The 16,190-nt window shown below is 65.8% G+C and carries 17 protein-coding genes; 7 read left to right on the forward strand and 10 right to left on the reverse strand.

Annotated features, from left to right (window positions below):
- The first annotated feature begins 155 nt into the window (after window positions 1-155).
- Window positions 156-716, forward strand: a complete 561-nt coding sequence (locus AB4099_RS01395) for a thioesterase family protein (protein WP_043233321.1) — start codon at window positions 156-158, stop codon at window positions 714-716.
- 88 nt (window positions 717-804) lie between these two features.
- Window positions 805-1,086, forward strand: coding sequence for a DUF427 domain-containing protein (locus AB4099_RS01400; protein ID WP_441476772.1), 282 nt, complete (start codon window positions 805-807; stop codon window positions 1,084-1,086).
- On the opposite strand, the gene AB4099_RS01405 is transcribed toward AB4099_RS01400, so the two are convergent.
- Genes AB4099_RS01405 through AB4099_RS01415 form a run of 3 tightly spaced genes read right to left on the reverse strand, consistent with a single transcriptional unit; the run spans window position 1,087 to window position 3,849 of the window.
- Window positions 1,087-1,887, reverse strand: a complete 801-nt coding sequence (locus AB4099_RS01405; protein ID WP_113513720.1) for a potassium channel family protein — start codon at window positions 1,885-1,887, stop codon at window positions 1,087-1,089. It abuts the gene before it with no gap.
- A 46-nt stretch (window positions 1,888-1,933) separates the two neighbouring features.
- Window positions 1,934-2,602, reverse strand: coding sequence for a class I SAM-dependent methyltransferase (locus AB4099_RS01410; RefSeq protein WP_441476773.1), 669 nt, complete (start codon window positions 2,600-2,602; stop codon window positions 1,934-1,936).
- Window positions 2,599-3,849, reverse strand: coding sequence for a BtaA family protein (locus tag AB4099_RS01415; RefSeq protein WP_441476774.1), 1,251 nt, complete (start codon window positions 3,847-3,849; stop codon window positions 2,599-2,601). The genes AB4099_RS01410 and AB4099_RS01415 overlap by 4 nt, the downstream gene beginning before the upstream one ends.
- Window positions 3,850-4,010: 161 nt before the next feature.
- Here AB4099_RS01415 and msrB point away from each other — a divergent pair, with 161 nt between their 5' ends.
- Window positions 4,011-4,457, forward strand: a complete 447-nt coding sequence (gene msrB / locus AB4099_RS01420) for a peptide-methionine (R)-S-oxide reductase MsrB (RefSeq protein ID WP_113513728.1) — start codon at window positions 4,011-4,013, stop codon at window positions 4,455-4,457.
- A gap of 59 nt (window positions 4,458-4,516) precedes the next feature.
- Here msrB and AB4099_RS01425 read toward each other — a convergent pair whose 3' ends face one another.
- Window positions 4,517-6,172: an acyl-CoA dehydrogenase family protein gene (locus AB4099_RS01425; protein ID WP_441476775.1), complete on the reverse strand. Its 1,656-nt coding sequence runs from the start codon at window positions 6,170-6,172 to the stop codon at window positions 4,517-4,519.
- 118 nt (window positions 6,173-6,290) lie between these two features.
- Here AB4099_RS01425 and AB4099_RS01430 point away from each other — a divergent pair, with 118 nt between their 5' ends.
- The 3 genes from AB4099_RS01430 (at window position 6,291) to AB4099_RS01440 (ending at window position 10,214) form a co-directional block, all read left to right on the forward strand.
- The gene (locus AB4099_RS01430; RefSeq protein WP_441476776.1) at window positions 6,291-8,666 is read left to right on the forward strand and encodes an ATP-dependent helicase; all 2,376 of its coding nucleotides are present in this window, start codon (window positions 6,291-6,293) and stop codon (window positions 8,664-8,666) included.
- A gap of 122 nt (window positions 8,667-8,788) precedes the next feature.
- Window positions 8,789-9,235, forward strand: coding sequence for a GNAT family N-acetyltransferase (locus AB4099_RS01435; RefSeq protein WP_441476777.1), 447 nt, complete (start codon window positions 8,789-8,791; stop codon window positions 9,233-9,235).
- A gap of 31 nt (window positions 9,236-9,266) precedes the next feature.
- Window positions 9,267-10,214, forward strand: a complete 948-nt coding sequence (locus AB4099_RS01440) for a 50S ribosomal protein L11 methyltransferase (protein ID WP_441476778.1) — start codon at window positions 9,267-9,269, stop codon at window positions 10,212-10,214.
- Between the two features lie 42 nt (window positions 10,215-10,256).
- On the opposite strand, the gene AB4099_RS01445 is transcribed toward AB4099_RS01440, so the two are convergent.
- Together AB4099_RS01445 and AB4099_RS01450 are read right to left on the reverse strand one after the other, a co-directional pair.
- The gene (locus tag AB4099_RS01445; protein WP_441476779.1) at window positions 10,257-10,385 is read right to left on the reverse strand and encodes a hypothetical protein; all 129 of its coding nucleotides are present in this window, start codon (window positions 10,383-10,385) and stop codon (window positions 10,257-10,259) included.
- Window positions 10,386-10,438: 53 nt separating this feature from the next.
- The gene (locus AB4099_RS01450; RefSeq protein WP_113513741.1) at window positions 10,439-10,669 is read right to left on the reverse strand and encodes a hypothetical protein; all 231 of its coding nucleotides are present in this window, start codon (window positions 10,667-10,669) and stop codon (window positions 10,439-10,441) included.
- Window positions 10,670-10,958: 289 nt separating this feature from the next.
- Here AB4099_RS01450 and AB4099_RS01455 point away from each other — a divergent pair, with 289 nt between their 5' ends.
- Window positions 10,959-12,818, forward strand: coding sequence for an aminopeptidase P family protein (locus AB4099_RS01455; protein ID WP_441476780.1), 1,860 nt, complete (start codon window positions 10,959-10,961; stop codon window positions 12,816-12,818).
- A gap of 78 nt (window positions 12,819-12,896) precedes the next feature.
- Here the strand turns inward: AB4099_RS01455 and AB4099_RS01460 are convergent, their stop codons facing one another.
- The 4 genes from AB4099_RS01460 to AB4099_RS01475 are packed head-to-tail and all read right to left on the reverse strand — an operon-like array spanning window position 12,897 to window position 16,102.
- Window positions 12,897-13,193 carry an AzlD family protein gene (locus tag AB4099_RS01460; protein ID WP_113513743.1) on the reverse strand — a complete coding sequence of 99 codons (297 nt, stop codon included), beginning with the start codon at window positions 13,191-13,193 and terminating at the stop codon, window positions 12,897-12,899.
- On the reverse strand, window positions 13,190-13,900 hold the full coding sequence (locus tag AB4099_RS01465) for an AzlC family ABC transporter permease (RefSeq protein WP_441476781.1): 711 nt from the start codon (window positions 13,898-13,900) through the stop codon (window positions 13,190-13,192). The genes AB4099_RS01460 and AB4099_RS01465 overlap by 4 nt, the downstream gene beginning before the upstream one ends.
- Before the next feature lie 12 nt (window positions 13,901-13,912).
- Window positions 13,913-14,854 (reverse strand): AraC family ligand binding domain-containing protein, encoded by a 942-nt coding sequence (locus AB4099_RS01470; RefSeq protein ID WP_441476782.1) that lies wholly within the window; start codon window positions 14,852-14,854, stop codon window positions 13,913-13,915.
- Between the two features lie 6 nt (window positions 14,855-14,860).
- A complete protein-coding gene (locus AB4099_RS01475; protein WP_113513748.1) occupies window positions 14,861-16,102 on the reverse strand; it encodes an MFS transporter in 1,242 nt (413 codons plus the stop codon).
- Window positions 16,103-16,190: the final 88 nt, after the last annotated feature.

Genomic DNA, 16,190 nt, shown 5'->3' on the forward strand with positions numbered 1-16,190 from the left:
TGTCCTGCGTGTCGCCGCCGGCGACAAGATCGCCGGGCGCATGGGAGGCGGTGCATCAGGCAGGGCAAAGCTCGTCCGGCGGCGTCTTCAAGACGATGGCAGCGTGTCAGTGGAGTTCCGTTCCGCCGCACGCAACAACTTTGCGGGAGGCGGCCATGAAAGACGAGATCCGCGCTCCGGCGCTGTTCTTCTCCCCCTTCGTATCGTCCGCAATGCGGGTCGAAACGCCATGGATCGACTATAATGGCCATCTCAACATGGCCTATTATCACGTGCTGTTCGATCGGGCTGTCGACGAGGTCTTCTCGCTCGTCGGCCTGAACCAGGACTATGTCGACACGCGCAACGCGTCCTATTTCGCGGCCGAATGCCATATCCTCTACAAGCGCGAATTGACCGAGGACGATCTCGTGCGGGTCACCGCACAACTGATCGCCTTCGACGAAAAGCGCCTGCACTACTATCTCGAAATGCGGCATGCGAGCGAAGGCTGGCTCGCGGCGACGAGTGAAAACCTCTCGCTGCATGTCGACATGGCGACCCGCAAGGTCTCGCCGTTTCCGCCCGATATCCTAGCCAATCTCGCCCTGATGAAAGCGGCGCATTGTCGCATGCCGCTACCGGCTACGATCGGACGCATCATCGGCATGCCGAAGAAGACGACGATCACAGTCGAGGATCTGCACGACGAGCGCGAGCTCGAAACGCGCCACTGAGAGCGGCAGAGCCGGCGCAGACCTGCCCCTGTCACTGGGCCCGACGCAGCCCCGTCTTCGGCGGTCAGCGGCGGTCGAAAGGAGCGAGATGGTCAAGGCAACCTGGAACGGCGCCGTTCTGGCGGAATCCGACAACACGGTCGTGGTCGAAGGCAACCACTATTTTCCACGCAGCGCGATCCGCTCTGAATTCTTCAAACCAAGCGAGACGACGTCGATCTGTCCGTGGAAGGGCACGGCCAACTATCATTCGATTGTCGTTGCCGGCGCTGAGAACAGGGACGCCGCTTGGTACTACGCCGAGCCGAAGGCCGCTGCCGCTGAGATCAAGGACCGCATCGCCTTCTGGAAGGGCGTCGAGATTTCCTGATCAGTCGTTGTGATCCGGGATCTTCAGGACATGCCCGCAGGCCTTGCAATGCACGGCGTCCGGCTCGTGCCGCTGCAGCGCGCATTGCGGGCAGGGAAAGGTGACCTTGTTGGGCCGGAAGATCGCTTGCGCCAGGCGCACGAACAGCGAGATTCCGACGATCATCACCACGATCGAGGTCAGCTTGCCGGCGGTGCCGGGCAAGGTGATGTCGCCGAAGCCGGTCGTCGTCACGGTCGCGACCGTGAAATAGAAAGCGTCGACATAGCCCGCGAAGCCCGCCGTCTCGCGAAAGAAGAAGGTGTAGATGAAGCCTGTCACCACGAACAGGAAGGTCACGATATTGACCATCGCCCGCGCTGCGCTTTCCCACTCGGGATAGCCCGCAGCGCGCAGCCGCTCCCAGATCAGCCCACGCTGTGACAACGACCACAGCCGCAGGATGCGCAGGAAGCCGAAATTCTCCAGCCATTGCGGCGCGAGCAGCGTTGCCAGGATGAAGAGATCGAGCAGCATGCTCGGCTGGCGCAGCAGGCGCGGAATGTTCGAGGAGGCCAGCATCCGTGCGCCGATCTCGATGACCATGATCACTGCGACCGAGTAATCGAGCCAGTAGAAGAGCGGGCGTTCGCGGATCAGCGGTGTCGCGATGAAGAACGCGATGATCAGCAGATCGACGACCGCCGTCGCAAGCTGAAAGCGCACAGCCCCGGGCGAGCGGCCGTGATAGAGCTGACGCAGGCCGTCCCGCAGTCTCTCGACCTGCCCTTCCCTGCGAACAGACGTCGTATTCTCGGCCATCCCATGGCGTTACAGGCCAAAGGATAGCGCGTCCAGCGCCCGCTGCTCAGGCGGCCCGCCGCGTTGCCACGGCATGGATGGCATAGCCGCGAAGGAGCCGCGTTGTACGGCTCTCGGCGCCCTCGATCCGCGACAATTCGGCGATTGCCTCAGGCAGATCATGTCTTGGCGTGACATGGAACAATGTCAGCCAGCAATTCAGGACGGCCCTGAACGACGCAGGCAAGCCGGTCTGGTCGCCGAAATCGACGATATGCAGTGAACCGGTCGCCGTCAGCATCCGCAGCGCCTGAGCGATCACGCCCCGCCAGGGCGGGATCATCGAGAGCGCATAGGAGATGACGATGCGATCAAATCCGTCGCGCCCGAACAGGGCCGGCGCGTCGAAGCAGGTCGCGTCCGCCTGTGCCAGATGGATGTGCTCCGAGAGCCCCGATCTTGCCACGCTTCTCTCCGCCGTCGCGAGCATCTCGGCCGAGACGTCGAGACCGTAACACTGCGTGCCGGGATAGGTCCGGGCGAGCTTGATCAGGTTACGCCCGGTGCCGCAGCCGATTTCCAGGATCGCGCTGCCCGGCGCAGGATCGAGTTCGGCGATGAGCCGGTCCCGGCCAAGCAGATAGAATTTGCGGCTGGCGTCGTAGATATGGCGCTGGTGGCGATACATCCGGTCCATCAGGCCGGCGGCCTCGGTCGTGGCGCGGCCGGCGCTCATGCCGCCGCCCCCTGCAGCACATGGAGATGGAAGGCGCCATAGATCGACGAGCGATCGCGCTCTCCAAGCTCGCGGCTGCGTGCCTCCTCATAGCGCCATTGCGCGAGAATCGAGGCCGGCACCCGGCCGGGCAGCAGTCGCTCATCGGCGGCCGTCCGGAAGATCACGCGTGCGCCGGGTCGCGCCGTGCGCGTGATCTGCGACCAAAGCGCGGTGAGATCCGCGTCATTCATCCAGTCCTGAGCATCGAGCAGCACATAGGCATCGCAGCTCTTCGCAGGCTGGCTCTCGAGAAAGGCCGTGATCGCGCTCTGGTGATAGCCGACGCGGCCGGCCCGCTCTCGAACAGCCGCGAAATTCCGCCTTTCAAGATAGGGCGGCAAGGATGCGTTCTCGTCTGTCGCATAGCCCCGTCCAAAGGCCTGCCGGGCAAAATAGTTCGACTTCAGGTCGAAGCCGCAGGCCAGCCTTTCAAGCCGGCGCCGAAGCACGCCACGTATCCCGGCGTCGCCGTCAGCCGCGAGCGCCTTGTACTGCGCCGGCGGGATGCCGAGCCCATAGAGCGAGGCCGGCTGGCGCACCAGCCAACGTACCAGGGGCTTGTCGAAGACGGGAGCGATATGCCTGTCGAACAGGGCGCGCTGCTCTTCGATGTTGCGCGCCTGAAGCATCACGCGCGGATCGCAGCCGAGCGTGCGGCCAAGCAGATGCCCGGCTCCGATGAAACGGCCGAGCAGGCCGTACCGATAGAAATTGCGGGCAAAGACCTGGATGCGCCGGCGGCCGCTCAGGCTGCGACCTTCCCAGTAGCTTCGTGAAACGGCATCGAGGCGTGGCGCGATCTCGCCGTCATAGAGCGCAATATTCGCCTGCGATTGCGCCTCGCCGAAGAAGCGCAGGAACTCCTCGTGGCCTGCCAGGCTGTCTAGCGCGGCGAGCTTGAGCTTGCCGAGCGCGATATGGGCGCCATTGAGATCGACAGCGCTGATCTTCGCCGGGTTGGCGGTGAGATAGGACAGGATGTTGCAGGAGCCGGACGCGATTGCGACGACATGGTCATCAGGGCGCAGGTCCAGCGCCTCCATATCGACGACCGGGTCTTCCCATATCTGCGGATAGACGAGCCCGGAAAAGGCCAGGGTGAACAGTCGTTCCAGGATGCCCGCCCGTGACAACGGCTTGCTGCGATGCACCGCCGTGGTCAGGCCCATTGTGGTTTCCCGCCGAACCGTACGCGCCGTCTGCATTCTTCGTTCCTCGCGCGGTCCGTTGCGATGGCGAGCCGACTAGAGGAGTCGCGTGACGGTTGGGTGACGCGCTTTGCGGATCAGCTATCCGTGAAGGCGGGCTGACGTGGAGCGCGATCATCCCCATATTCCGCCCGAAACCTTTGAACGGGAGAATGACGATGGGACTGTCCGGACTGTTCGGCGGCAAAGCCAGGGAAGCCGGTGAGTTCGAATTCCAGCTGACCGACGAGGAGTGGCGCCGCCGCCTGACGCCGGAGCAGTACCACGTGCTGCGCGAGCATGGCACCGAGCGCGCTGGCTCCTGCGCCTTGAATTTCGAGAAGCGCGCCGGGCGCTTCACCTGCGCCGGTTGCGGCAACCCCTTGTTCCAGTCCGGCAAGAAATTCGAGAGCGGCACGGGCTGGCCGAGCTTCGACCAGCCACTGGAGGGCGCGGTCGGGATCAGCGAGGACAATAGCTACATGATGCGGCGCACGGAGGTGCATTGCGCCCGCTGCGGCGGCCATCTCGGCCATGTCTTCCCTGACGGCCCACCACCGACCGGACTGCGCTACTGCATCAACGGCGTCGCTATGGATTTCGCTCCGGCTGAAGCCGAGGCCTGAGCCGGATCAGCCGGCCGCGCTCCCTCTTTCGGGAGGGCGGCCGCGCAAGCTCGTGAGTGCTATTCCACAGCCGGGACTGCCCGATGCGCCAGCGCGGAAGCATCGACGGACACCGGCAGATCGCCGAAATGGCCCGACCAGCGCCCCTCGAGCCGCGTCGCGATGAAGGCGTCCGCGACGATGTGAGGCGCATGTCGCAGCAGCAGCGAGGCCTGCAGCGCCAGGGCCAGCCGCTCGACCAGCCGCCGCGCCTGCCCTTCGCTTCGCACCAGAGTGGGTATCTCCGACTCCAGCGCGCTCAAATGCGCATCGAAGCGATTGTCAGCGCCGGCCGCGGTTCGCATCTCCCCGATCAGCGCCACGAGAGAGCCTGGCTCTCGCTCCAGCGAGCGCAGCACATCGAGACAAATGACGTTGCCCGAGCCCTCCCAGACGCTGTTGAGCGGCGCCTCCCGATAGAGCCGGGCCATGGGGTTTTCCTCGATGAAGCCGTTGCCGCCATGGCATTCCAGTGCCTCGACCACGACCGCCGGCGCGCGCTTCGAGACCCAGTATTTCGCAATCGGCGCGCCGATCCGCGCCAGCAACCGTTCGCTCTCGCTCGCGTCCTGACGGTCGAGCGCCGCAAAGAGCCGAAAGGCGAGCCACGCTGCGGCCTCGGCCTCGATCGCAAGATCGGCCAGCACGTTCTGCATGATCGGCTGGTCGATCAACCCGCGCTGGAAGGCGCGCCGATGGGCAGCGTGATGCGCCGCCAGCGAAACGGCGAGCCGCATCTGCCCGGCCGACGCCGCCGCAATGTCCAGCCGGGAGCCCTGGTTCATGGCCAGGCCGGTGCGCAGGCCCCGGCCTGGCTCTCCGATCATCTGGCCGATCGCACCGCGGAACTCGACCTCGGACGAGGCATTCGAGCGATTGCCGCATTTGTCCTTGAGTCGCTGGATCGCCACGCCGTTGCGCGAGCCGTCCGGCAGCCAGCCCGGCGCGACGAAGCAGGAAATGCCCTCGGCGGTTCGGGCCAAGGTCAGGAACAGGTCGGAATGCGGCACCGAGAAGAACCACTTGTGCCCGGTCAGGGACCATGTCCCGTCGCCATTGTCCTCGGCGATGGTCTGGGTCTGGCGCAGGTCCGAGCCTCCCTGCTTCTCGGTCATTGCCGTGCCGACAGTCGCCCCCGTCTTGGCGGAGGCGGTCGTCTGGCGCCGGTCATAGCGGTTGGAGCTGACCAGGGCGCCCCACTTGCTCCAGAGGTCGGGATCCTGCCTCAGGACCGGGATCGCGGCATAGGTCATGCTGATCGGGCAGCAGATGCCGCTTTCGCCCTGGCTCCAGAGATAAGAGAGCGCAGCACGCGCCACCTGTGCGCCCGGGCCCGGCCTGTTCCATGCGAGCGAATGGGTCTCCTGCCCGATCGCGAGCCCCATCAGCTCGTGCCAGGCCGGATGGAACTCGATCTGGTCGATGCGGTTGCCGAACCGGTCATGCGTCCTGAGTTCGGGCGTGAACCTGTTCGCCAGTCGCGCCAGATCCTGCACCTGCGCCGAACCGACAATGCGCCCCGCCGCGTGCAGGCGCTCCGAGGCCCAGCCTGCATCGAAGGCGGTGGCCGCCGCCTGCAACACGGGATCAGCCGCGAAGGCGTCGTAATCGCACAGTATGGGAACCTGGTTCGTCACGTCATGGGTGGAATGGCGGGAGGCGATATCCACATTCATCGCGGCGCGTCCTGTCGATCGGGCGAGCATTCAACCCCCAACAGCCTTATCCAGCAATCTGCGGCGCAACAGCCTATATTGCCTCTGGAACGAATCACGATCAAAGCGACCTGAAGCCTTGTCCGATCACACCACGTCCGCCCCTCTGCCCCGCCCCGGCGGCCTCGCCGCCCGCGCCGCTGCACAGCCGGCGGCCGGCTATCTGGCAGGCCTCAATCCGGAGCAGCGGCAAGCGGTCGAGGCCACGGATGGCCCAGTTCTGGTCCTGGCCGGCGCCGGCACCGGCAAGACCCGCGTGCTGACCACGCGCATTGCCCATCTGATCGCCACGAACCGCGCCTACCCGTCCCAGATCCTCTCGGTGACCTTCACCAACAAGGCGGCGCGCGAAATGAAGGAGCGCATCGCAAGCCTGGTCGGCCCCGTGGCCGAAGGCATGCCCTGGCTCGGCACCTTCCACTCGATCTCGGCCAAGATCCTGCGCCGCCATGCCGAGCTCCTCGATCTCCGCTCGGACTTCACCATTCTCGATACCGACGACCAAATCCGCCTGATGAAGCAGGTCATCACGGCCGCGGGGATCGACGAGAAGCGCTGGCCCGGCCGCATGCTGGCGGGCTTCATCGACAGCTGGAAGAACCGCGGGCTTGCCCCCAAGGACGTGCCGCCGGGTGAAGCCGGCGTCTTCGCCGGAGGCAAGGGCGGCGCCCTTTACGCCGCCTATCAGGAGCGGCTGAAAACGCTGAACGCAGTCGATTTCGGCGATCTGCTGCTGCACTGCCTGACGCTGTTCCGGGACCATGCCGATGTGCTCGCGACCTATCATGAGCGCTTCCGCTACATTCTGGTCGACGAGTATCAGGACACCAACACCGCCCAGTATCTCTGGCTGCGCCTGCTGGCGCAGGGCCGGCGCAACATCGCCTGCGTCGGCGACGACGACCAGTCGATCTATGGCTGGCGCGGCGCCGAGGTCGACAACATCCTGCGCTTCGAGCACGATTTTCCCGGCGCGGTCGTGGTCAGGCTGGAACGAAACTACCGCTCGACCGGGCATATCCTCGCCACCGCCTCGAAGCTGATTGCCCGCAACGAAGGCCGCCTCGGCAAGACGTTGCGCACCGAGGATGAGGCCGGGGAGAAGGTCACCATTACCGGCGCCTGGGACAGCCAGGAGGAAGCCCGCCTGATCAGCGACGAGATCGAGGCGATGCAGAGCAAGGGCGAAAACCTTGCCGAGGTCGCCATTCTCGTCCGCATCTCCGCTCAGATGCGCGAGATCGAGGAGCGTTTCGTCCATGTCGGCGTGCCCTATCGCGTCATCGGCGGCCCGCGCTTCTATGAGCGGGCCGAAATCCGCGACGCCATGGCCTATCTGCGCTGCGTGGTGAGCCAGACCGACGATCTCGCCTTCGAACGTATCGTCAATGTGCCGAAACGCGGGCTCGGCGACGCGACAGTGCAGTTACTGCACAACCATGCCCGCGCAACCGGCCTGTCATTGCTGCAATCGGCCCGTGCCGTGGTCGAGACCGAGGAATTGAAGCCAAAGGCCCGCACCGCGCTGCGCGAACTGGTCGAGGCTTTTGCGCGCTGGTCGACCAAGGCCGAACACATGAAGCAGGGCGAGCTTGCCGAGCAGGTGCTGGAGGAATCCGGCTATACCGAGATGTGGCAGAAGGATCGCTCGGCCGATGCGGCCGGCCGCCTCGAGAACCTCAAGGAACTGGTGCGCTCCCTGGACGAGTTCCCAGACCTGCCGGCCTTCCTTGAGCACGTCTCGCTGGTGATGGATGCCGATGGTGGCGAGGCCGAGGCGCGCGTCAGCATCATGACACTGCATGCGGCCAAGGGGCTCGAATTCGATACCGTCTTCCTGCCCGGCTGGGAGGAAGGCCTGTTCCCGAACCAGCGCGCGCTCGACGAAAGCGGCCGCGCCGGGCTGGAAGAGGAGCGCCGCCTCGCCCATGTCGGCCTGACCCGGGCCCGCAAGCGCCTGAAGCTCCTCTTCGCCTCGAACCGCCGGATTCATGGCCTCTGGCAGTCTAGCCTGCCGAGCCGTTTCATCGACGAGTTGCCGGAGGAGCATGTCGAGGTCGTTCAGGCGCCGTCGACCTATAGCCAGGGCGGCTATGGCGCCTCGCGCTTCGACCGCATGGAAAGCTTTGGCTCCTCCTACCAGACGCCGGGCTGGCAGCGCGCTCAGGAGAACCGCGCGCGGAACGGCGGCGGCTCAGGCTTCTCGGACAACAGCGGCCGTGGTTTCGGCCAGGGTGGCTCGGGCTCAGGCCGCCAGCGCGGCCCGGTGCTGATCGAGGGCGAGTTGACGGCGAAATCGACCGGCAGCTCCGCTTTCGATGCCGGCGCCCGTGTCTTCCATATCAAGTTCGGCCCGGGCTCCGTCGCCAGCGTCGACGGTAACAAGCTGACCGTCGATTTCGACAAGGCCGGCCGGAAGATGGTGCTGGACTCCTTCGTGCAGAAGGCGGGCTGAGCAAGCGCAGCCGTCATGTCCGGCGCGCCGATGCAGAGCATCGCCGAAGCGGTTATGCAGGCCCGGATTGCCCCAGGCCGGTTCCGCAGGAATGCCGGCTCCAAGCCAGCAGGATCAGCACGATGCCCGACGTCGCGGTCAATCTGACCGACACCGCCAACCCCGATCTCCACTCGGTGATTTCGCAGGGGCTGCGGGACTACAATGTCGAGATGGGCGGCGTCAGCGACCACACGCCGCTGACGATCACCATCAAAGACAGCAGGAGTGATGAACTGATTGGCGGACTGCTCGGTCGCACCTCGCTCGGCCTGCTGTTCGTCGACCTGCTCTATGTGCCCAAGACCCAGCGCGGGTCGGGCCTCGGCACCCGCATTCTGCAGATGGCAGAGGCCGAGGGTATTCGCCGAGGCTGCCGCAAGGCGGTGCTCTACACGCTCAGCTTCCAGGCGCCGGAGTTCTACAAGCGCTTTGGCTGGAGCGTCTTCGGTGAGATCGCGCTCGAACCGCCCGGAGCGACCCGCTATTTCATGACCAAGGACCTCGTCGCCCCTGCCGACGGCGCATGACATCCGCCCTCGCCCCTGCTATCCCGCCCGCATGCGTGAAGGTCTTCTCCCAGCCACGGTCGCGACCGTGCTCGAACTCTCAACCAGCGGCGACAAGGCGCGCGCGCTGACGGAACTGCTCGGCGAGATCTTCGATCCGACCGAGACCGCCATTTCCTCCTTCGAGATCGAGGACGGCGTCACCACGCTTTCGCTGAGCGCGCCGTGGAAGGTCGAAATCTACTTCGCGACCCATCCTGATGAAGATGCGGTGCGTGACATGCTGCGCCCAATCGTCGGCGACAGCATCGACTCAACCCCCTTCACCACCGTCAACCAGAAGGATTGGGTCGCCACCAGCCTCGACGGGCTCAAGCCCGTACGGGCCGGACGCGTGCTCGTCCATGGCGCGCATGACCGCGACACGGTGCGGGTGAATGATGTCGCGATCGAGATCGAGGCGGCGCTCGCCTTCGGCACCGGCCATCACGGCACCACGGCCGGCTGCCTGCTGGCGCTTGATGCCGAACTCAAGAAGCGCCGCCCACTGCGTGGCCTGGATGTCGGCACCGGCACCGGGATTCTTGGGCTCGCGCTGGCGATGCAGACGAAGCGCCGCGTCGTCGCCGGCGATATCGATGCCGTCGCGGTCGAGGTCGCAGCGCGCAATGCCCGGGTCAACCATGCGCCAGGGGCGCTCGATCTCTATGTCGCGCCCGGCCTGCTCCACGCCAAGGCAAACCGGCCCGGCCATTTCGATCTGGTGTTCGCCAATATTCTGGCCGGCCCGCTGAAGCGTCTCGCCCCGTCCCTCGCGCGCGTGCTGGCGCCGGACGGAACCCTGATCCTCTCCGGGCTTCTGGCGATGGATGTCGCCGGGATCGTCTCGACCTACCGGCACCAGGGCCTGTTCCTGGCGCGCCAGTCCCTGCGCGAGGGTTGGGCCACCCTGGTCATGAAAAAGGGCGGCGCGGCCCCAAGACCGCGCCGCCCCTACTAGGCCAGCCACCCAAAGTGGGCGTTTGTCGCTTCGAGCTCAGGCTCAGAAAGCGATGTGGCCGTACTTCTGTTCCGCCTCTGCCTGCAGGGCGCGAGCGTCGTGCCAGACGGCGGCGGTGAACTTGGCCGTATCGACGACCCATTCGAAAACATGCTTGACGATGGCGATCATGGTCTTGGTCCTTTTCTGCGCGCGGGCGGCCCCTTCGGGCGCGGCGCTAGAAATCAGCGGTTGAACGGAAGCGCGGCGTCGTTCTTCAGCGCCGTTTGCGGAAAGCCGCCGAGCACGATCTCCGCCTCGTTGACGAGGTAGGAGCGCGCACGCAGCTCACGAAAGGCGGAGCGGCGACGGCTTTCGATCATTGCGACATAGAGGCGCTGCCAGAAGCTCAGCCCCGCCGTGTTCACGGCTTTGGCGGCAGGCAGGGCGTCGGTCGCATTCAGTACATAGGTCACAGGTCCATCTCCTCATTCCAAACGAAGGACAGTCCCGGTCGCTTCCTCGTTCTCTTATGCAACCAAAGTGGTACTTCTTCGCACTTGCGAGAAGATGATTTCGCAGATGCGAGATATGCATAGAATGCATGCGTATCCCCAAATTCCATTAACACTTGACGCCCATTGCATAGCGAAGAGGCACAGCGCCCAAAGCAGCGGCCTTGCGGGCCTACGGACAAAGCAGGGCAGGATGCTGCTTTTGGGCTGGCCTTCCGCCGGTTCTGACGCAACGATGGTGGATATCGCCATGCTTGGACCCGTCATGACCGAATCGCCCGCGCACAGCTTGCCGACCTGCCGCTTCCAGTCCTTTTCCGAACCGAGCAATCCGGCCGAGGTCGCACCCCGCGTCGCGGCCCTGCGCAAGGCGCTCGCTGCACAAGGCCTGGACGGCTTCATCGTGCCCCGCGCCGACGAGCATCAGGGCGAATATGTCCCCGCCCACATGGCGCGACTCGCTTGGCTTACCGGCTTCACCGGCTCGGCCGGCAATGCCGTCGTGCTGGCCGACAAGGCAGTCCTGATCGTCGACGGCCGTTACACCATCCAGTCAGCCGAGCAGACCGACACGAAGGTCGTCGCGCCGGTGAAGATGGAAGAGACTCCGCTCGAACGCTGGATCGAAGCGAACCTGCCCGCGGCAGCGAGACTGGGTTACGATCCCTGGCTGCACACTGTCGATGGCGTCGCCAGGCTGGAGAAGGCGGTCGAGGCTGCCGGCGGCACGCTGACCGCCGTTTCGCAGAACCCCATCGACGCCCTCTGGAGCGATCGCCCGGCCCCCCCAGCCGCTGCGGTCAAGGCCCACCGCAGCGACTATGCCGGTGAGACCACCGCCAGCAAGCTTGCACGCATCCAGGAGGCGCTGACCAAGGCCAAGGTCGACGCATTGGTCATTTCCGACCCGCATGCCTTGGCCTGGACCTTCAATATCCGCGGCGGTGATGTCGAACACACACCCCTGCCTCTGGGCTACGGCATCATACCGCGCGAAGGCCGGCCGACCGTCTTCCTTGCACCCGAGAAAATCACGAACGAGGCTGGCGACGCCATCGGCGCTGTCGGCGAGATCGCCGCGCCTGCAGCGCTGGAGCAGCAGCTCAAGGCGCTGGGCAAGGCCAGGGCCAAGGTCCGTCTCGACCAGGCGACGGCTGCCGCCGCGCTCGCCACTCTGATCCGCGAAGCCGGCGGCACGCCCGATGCTGGCGCCGATCCGATCGCGCTGATGAAGGCAAGGAAGAACGGGGCCGAGCTCGACGGCACGCGCGCCGCACATCTGCGCGATGGCGCGGCCGTGGTGCGCTATCTGACATGGCTCACGCGCGAGGCACCGAAGGGGACCCTCACCGAGATCGATGCGGTTGCAGCGCTGGAGGCCGAGCGGCTGAAGACCGGCCTGCTCAAGGACGTCTCCTTCACCACCATCGCCGGCGCCGGTCCCAATGCCGCCCTGCCCCATTATCGCGTCACGGAATCGAGCAATCGTCGGCTCGAACCTGGCATCTTCCTGGTCGATTCAGGAGCACAATACGAGGACGGCACCACCGATATCACCCGCACCATTGCGGTCGGCACGCCGACCGCCGAAATGCGCGATCGCTATACCCGCGTGCTCAAGGGCCATTTGGCGATCTCGCGCGTGGCCTTCGTCAAGGGAACATCGGGCGCGCAGCTCGACGCGCTGGCCCGCCTGCCGCTCTGGCAGGCCGGCCTCGACTTCGATCATGGCACCGGCCACGGCGTCGGCAGCTATCTCTCGGTGCATGAAGGACCGCAGCGGCTCTCCAAGCTCGGTACGACGCCACTGGAGCCGGGCATGATCCTCTCCAACGAGCCCGGCTATTACAAGCAGGGCGAGTACGGCATCCGCATCGAGAACCTGATCGTGGTCGAGGAGCGGAACATCCCCGGCGGCGACCGCACGATCTACGGTTTCGAGACCATCACCTGGTGCCCCTACGAGCGGGCGCTGATCGAGCCCTCGCTGCTCGATGCGGGCGAGATCGCCTGGATCGATGCCTATCATGCACAGGTCTGGGCCAAGCTCAGCCCGCAATTGGAGGGCGACGCGAAGACCTGGCTGGAAGCGGCCTGCAGGCCGCTATAGGCAAAGGCCACGTCCGTGACACGGCCACCCGCGATCGTCGGGCTTGCCCTTATCGTGGCGGATGGTTGAGGCGTTTTCCTAGACCATCCTCAGCCCGACCACGGCCAGCACTCCAACGGCAACGACGGCCAGCAGCGGCAGCCGCGTTGCGGCGAGTGCGGCGAGGAGTGCGGCGCCGGTCTCCGGCCAGCCGGTGGCCAGCGCACTCGGCGCGATAACCGCGACCAGCACCGCCGGTGGAATGGCGTCGAAGGCTGCCTGCGCACGCGGGGAGAGATCGAGCCGCCCGGCCAGCGCCAGTCCGGCGATCCGCGTCAGATAGGTGACGGCCGCCATACCCAGGATGGCGACGAGATTCAGCGTGTCGAGCGTCACGACTTCACGCCCTCCGCAAGCACAGCTGGCTCTGTCCCCGCAGCCAGCCAGGCGACCAGCAGACCGCTCAGCGCCCCTGCCGCGACATGCCAGGGCGGCCCGACGAGCTTGTAGGTCAGCGCCGATGCGATACCGGCGGCTGCCACCGTCCAGAACGTCACCCTGCCCTTCCAGAACGAGGCGACCAGGGCGATGAACAGCGCCGTGAAGGCAAAATCGGCCCCCAGATTGCGCGGGTCGCCCATTGCCGCTCCCACTGTCGCGCCCACCGTCGTAGTCATCAGCCAGCATGAAACGAAGGGAACAATCATGCCGAACCAGTAGGCGGGCGTGAGTTGCCGCACGCGGGCGCGCTTCTCGGCCAACGCCCAGTTCTCGTCGGCCATGTGGTACAGACCCATCAGCTTCTGGGCCGTGCTGAAACGCCCGAGCTTTGGCGCGATCGACGCACTCATCAGCACATGGCGGGCATTGATCAGCAGGGTCGAGAAGATGATGGCAAAGACCGGCGCCGGGCTTGCCCAGAGTTCAACCGCAGCGAACTGCGCCCCGCCGGCGAAGACCAGTGCCCCCATGACGAAGACCTCGAGCGGGGAGAGGCCCTTGGCCGCCGCGAGCGCGCCAAAGAGCAGGCCGATCGGAAGCGCAGCCACGGCGGCCGGCCAGATATCGCTGAAGCCCAGACGGGCATCGTCGAGGACGGACATGCAAACAGCCCTTCAGGCCAGATGGGCAGCGCGGAAAGCGCCCGGGGTGACGCCGAGCCGCGCCTTGAAGGCGCGGGTCAGATGCGCCTGGTCGCAAAAGCCGGTCGCCGCCGCAACGTCGCCGGGCATCTCGCCACGGCGCAGGCGTTCCCGCGCCCGGCGGACGCGGATGTCGACGAGATAGGCGTGCGGCGTCAGGCCGGTCTCGCGACGGAAGGCCCGGATCAGATGATGTCGTGGCAACCCGCTCCGCCGCGCCATCTCGGCCAGCGACAGGTCCTCGTCATAGCGTTGCTCAAGCAGCGCACGCGTCTCGGCGATCGGCCCGCGCTCGCGCCCTACCGGACGCACCGAAAGATCGGCATGCCGCGCCAGGCAGAAGGCGTAGGCGCGCAATAGCCCCTCTTCACCCGCCAGGGCATCGCCGCTTTCCTCCAGCAGACGGTGCGCGGCAGAGAACAGTGCGGCAGCCTCCCGGTCGTGAACGCAGGGTTCGGCGAAGAACGGGGTGCCAAGCACCTCGTGGCCGGTCAGCGAGGCCGCAACCTCCTGCATCAGTTCGACGGTAGGATAGGTCATGCGGTAGCGGTAGCCATCGGCATGCGGCAGCCCGTCATGGACATCGAGCGGATGGTTGAACACCATGTCGCCGGCATGGGCGTAAAGCCGCTGGCCCCGTGCGTGCCAGATTTCGCAGCCCGCTTCGATCGTGCCGATCGCATAGGTCTCGTGCGCATGCGGGGCGTAGGAATGCGTCTGGAACTTCGCCGACAGGCATTCCAGCCCCGCGAAACGTGAGGCCGTGAAGATGCGCGCGTGCTCCCCCGCCAGCAGCGGAGTCTCCAGCAGCGCTTCGCCTTGGCTGATCAATTCCATGGCCGGCAGGATACAGCGAATACCGGCCCCGTTGTCTTGAAGAAAAGTGATGGCGACGATCACACGGACCATCGCCATCCGATCTCAGCCGGCCAGGGCTGGCGCCGCGCCGCTGGCGGCCGGTGGCTCGCGGCCCAGGCCGAGGACGAGGGCAGCACCGAGCAGCGTCGCGGTGGCGAGATAGCCGACGGCCCCCAATGCGCCGAGATGGTCGACCAGCAATCCACCGAAGATCGCTCCGCCCGCAATCGCGACCTGGAAGGCGGCGACGAGAAGGCCGCCCGCAGCTTCAGCCTGATCGGCCGCGACGCGCACCGTCCAGGTCTGGATGCCGACCGGCAGGAAGCCGAAGGCGAAGCCCCACAGCGCAATCGCGAGGCCGGAAACGACGATAGAGGCGCCGAAGAGGAGCAGCGTGAGCGCTGCCAGGCCAATGGCGAGCGAGCCAAGCACGACGGCGGCCTTGACGCTGCGTGCTACAACGGCGCCGCCGGCGAAATTGCCGAAGAAGCCACCGACACCATAGGCCAGCAGGACCAGCGAGATCGCTTCGACCTTCAGCAGCGGCACCTGCTCCAGGAACGGGCGAACATAGGTGAATCCGGCGAAGTGCCCGGAGATGATGACCAGAACTGCGAACAGGACCAGCCGGATGCTCGGCCGCCCCAGCAGCTCGAAGAGGGTACCGATGCTTGGCGCAGCCAGCGGCGGCAACTTCGGCAGCGTCAGCACCTGGGCGAGCAGCGTCACCGCGCCGATCCCGGCGGAAATGGCAAAGACGGCGCGCCAGCCGATTGCCTCGCCGAGATAGGCGCCGATCGGTGCGGCGCTGACTGTGGCGACCGAGACGCCGGTGAAGATGATCGACATCGCCCGCGGCAGCAGCCTTGCCGGGACCAATCGCATCGCGGTCGCGGCCGCCATCGACCAGAAGCCGCCGAGGCCGATGCCGAGCAGCAGGCGCGCGAAGAGAAGCGTTGTCAGCCCGGTAGCGACCGCGGCCAGCAGGCTCGATACCACCAGCAGCGACGTCAGCGCCCACATCACGATGCGCCTGTCGATGCCTCTCGTCATGATCGCGGTCGCGATACCGGCGACCGCGCCGATGACGGCGGTCGCCGTCACGGCCTGTCCGGCCGCTCCGTCGCTGATGCCCAGATCGGCAGCGATCGGCGTGAGCAGGCTTGCCGGCAGGAACTCGGCCGTGACCAGTCCGAACACGCCCATGGTGAGCGAGAAGATCGCCGGCCAGGCCGCCTCGGTGCGTTCCTCGATCTCGGCGGGGATGAATTGCGGGTCGGCGGTGGCGGAAAGAGTGTCGGACATAGCGGTCTCCAGGACGTCGGACCCGACAAGTAGAGATGACGCCCTGGAGCTTCCATGTTAGGAAATCCGCAATGCTTGATCATTCGTC

This window comes from Allobosea sp. 2KB_26, assembly GCF_052115715.1.
In the GTDB taxonomy this organism is placed as follows: domain Bacteria; phylum Pseudomonadota; class Alphaproteobacteria; order Rhizobiales; family Beijerinckiaceae; genus Allobosea.

Excerpts from the sequence above, each read along its gene's own strand:
- AB4099_RS01395 (WP_043233321.1), top strand. The coding sequence starts at position 156 with ATGAAAGACGAGATCCGCGCTCCGGCGCTGTTCTTCTCCCCCTTCGTA.
- AB4099_RS01400 (WP_441476772.1), top strand. The coding sequence starts at position 805 with ATGGTCAAGGCAACCTGGAACGGCGCCGTTCTGGCGGAATCCGACAAC.
- AB4099_RS01405 (WP_113513720.1), bottom strand. The coding sequence starts at position 1,887 with ATGGCCGAGAATACGACGTCTGTTCGCAGGGAAGGGCAGGTCGAGAGA.
- AB4099_RS01410 (WP_441476773.1), bottom strand. The coding sequence starts at position 2,602 with ATGAGCGCCGGCCGCGCCACGACCGAGGCCGCCGGCCTGATGGACCGG.
- AB4099_RS01415 (WP_441476774.1), bottom strand. The coding sequence starts at position 3,849 with ATGCAGACGGCGCGTACGGTTCGGCGGGAAACCACAATGGGCCTGACC.
- msrB (WP_113513728.1), top strand. The coding sequence starts at position 4,011 with ATGGGACTGTCCGGACTGTTCGGCGGCAAAGCCAGGGAAGCCGGTGAG.
- AB4099_RS01425 (WP_441476775.1), bottom strand. The coding sequence starts at position 6,172 with ATGAATGTGGATATCGCCTCCCGCCATTCCACCCATGACGTGACGAAC.
- AB4099_RS01435 (WP_441476777.1), top strand. The coding sequence starts at position 8,789 with ATGCCCGACGTCGCGGTCAATCTGACCGACACCGCCAACCCCGATCTC.
- AB4099_RS01440 (WP_441476778.1), top strand. The coding sequence starts at position 9,267 with ATGCGTGAAGGTCTTCTCCCAGCCACGGTCGCGACCGTGCTCGAACTC.
- AB4099_RS01445 (WP_441476779.1), bottom strand. The coding sequence starts at position 10,385 with ATGATCGCCATCGTCAAGCATGTTTTCGAATGGGTCGTCGATACGGCC.
- AB4099_RS01455 (WP_441476780.1), top strand. The coding sequence starts at position 10,959 with ATGCTTGGACCCGTCATGACCGAATCGCCCGCGCACAGCTTGCCGACC.
- AB4099_RS01465 (WP_441476781.1), bottom strand. The coding sequence starts at position 13,900 with ATGTCCGTCCTCGACGATGCCCGTCTGGGCTTCAGCGATATCTGGCCG.
- AB4099_RS01470 (WP_441476782.1), bottom strand. The coding sequence starts at position 14,854 with ATGGCGATGGTCCGTGTGATCGTCGCCATCACTTTTCTTCAAGACAAC.
- AB4099_RS01475 (WP_113513748.1), bottom strand. The coding sequence starts at position 16,102 with ATGTCCGACACTCTTTCCGCCACCGCCGACCCGCAATTCATCCCCGCC.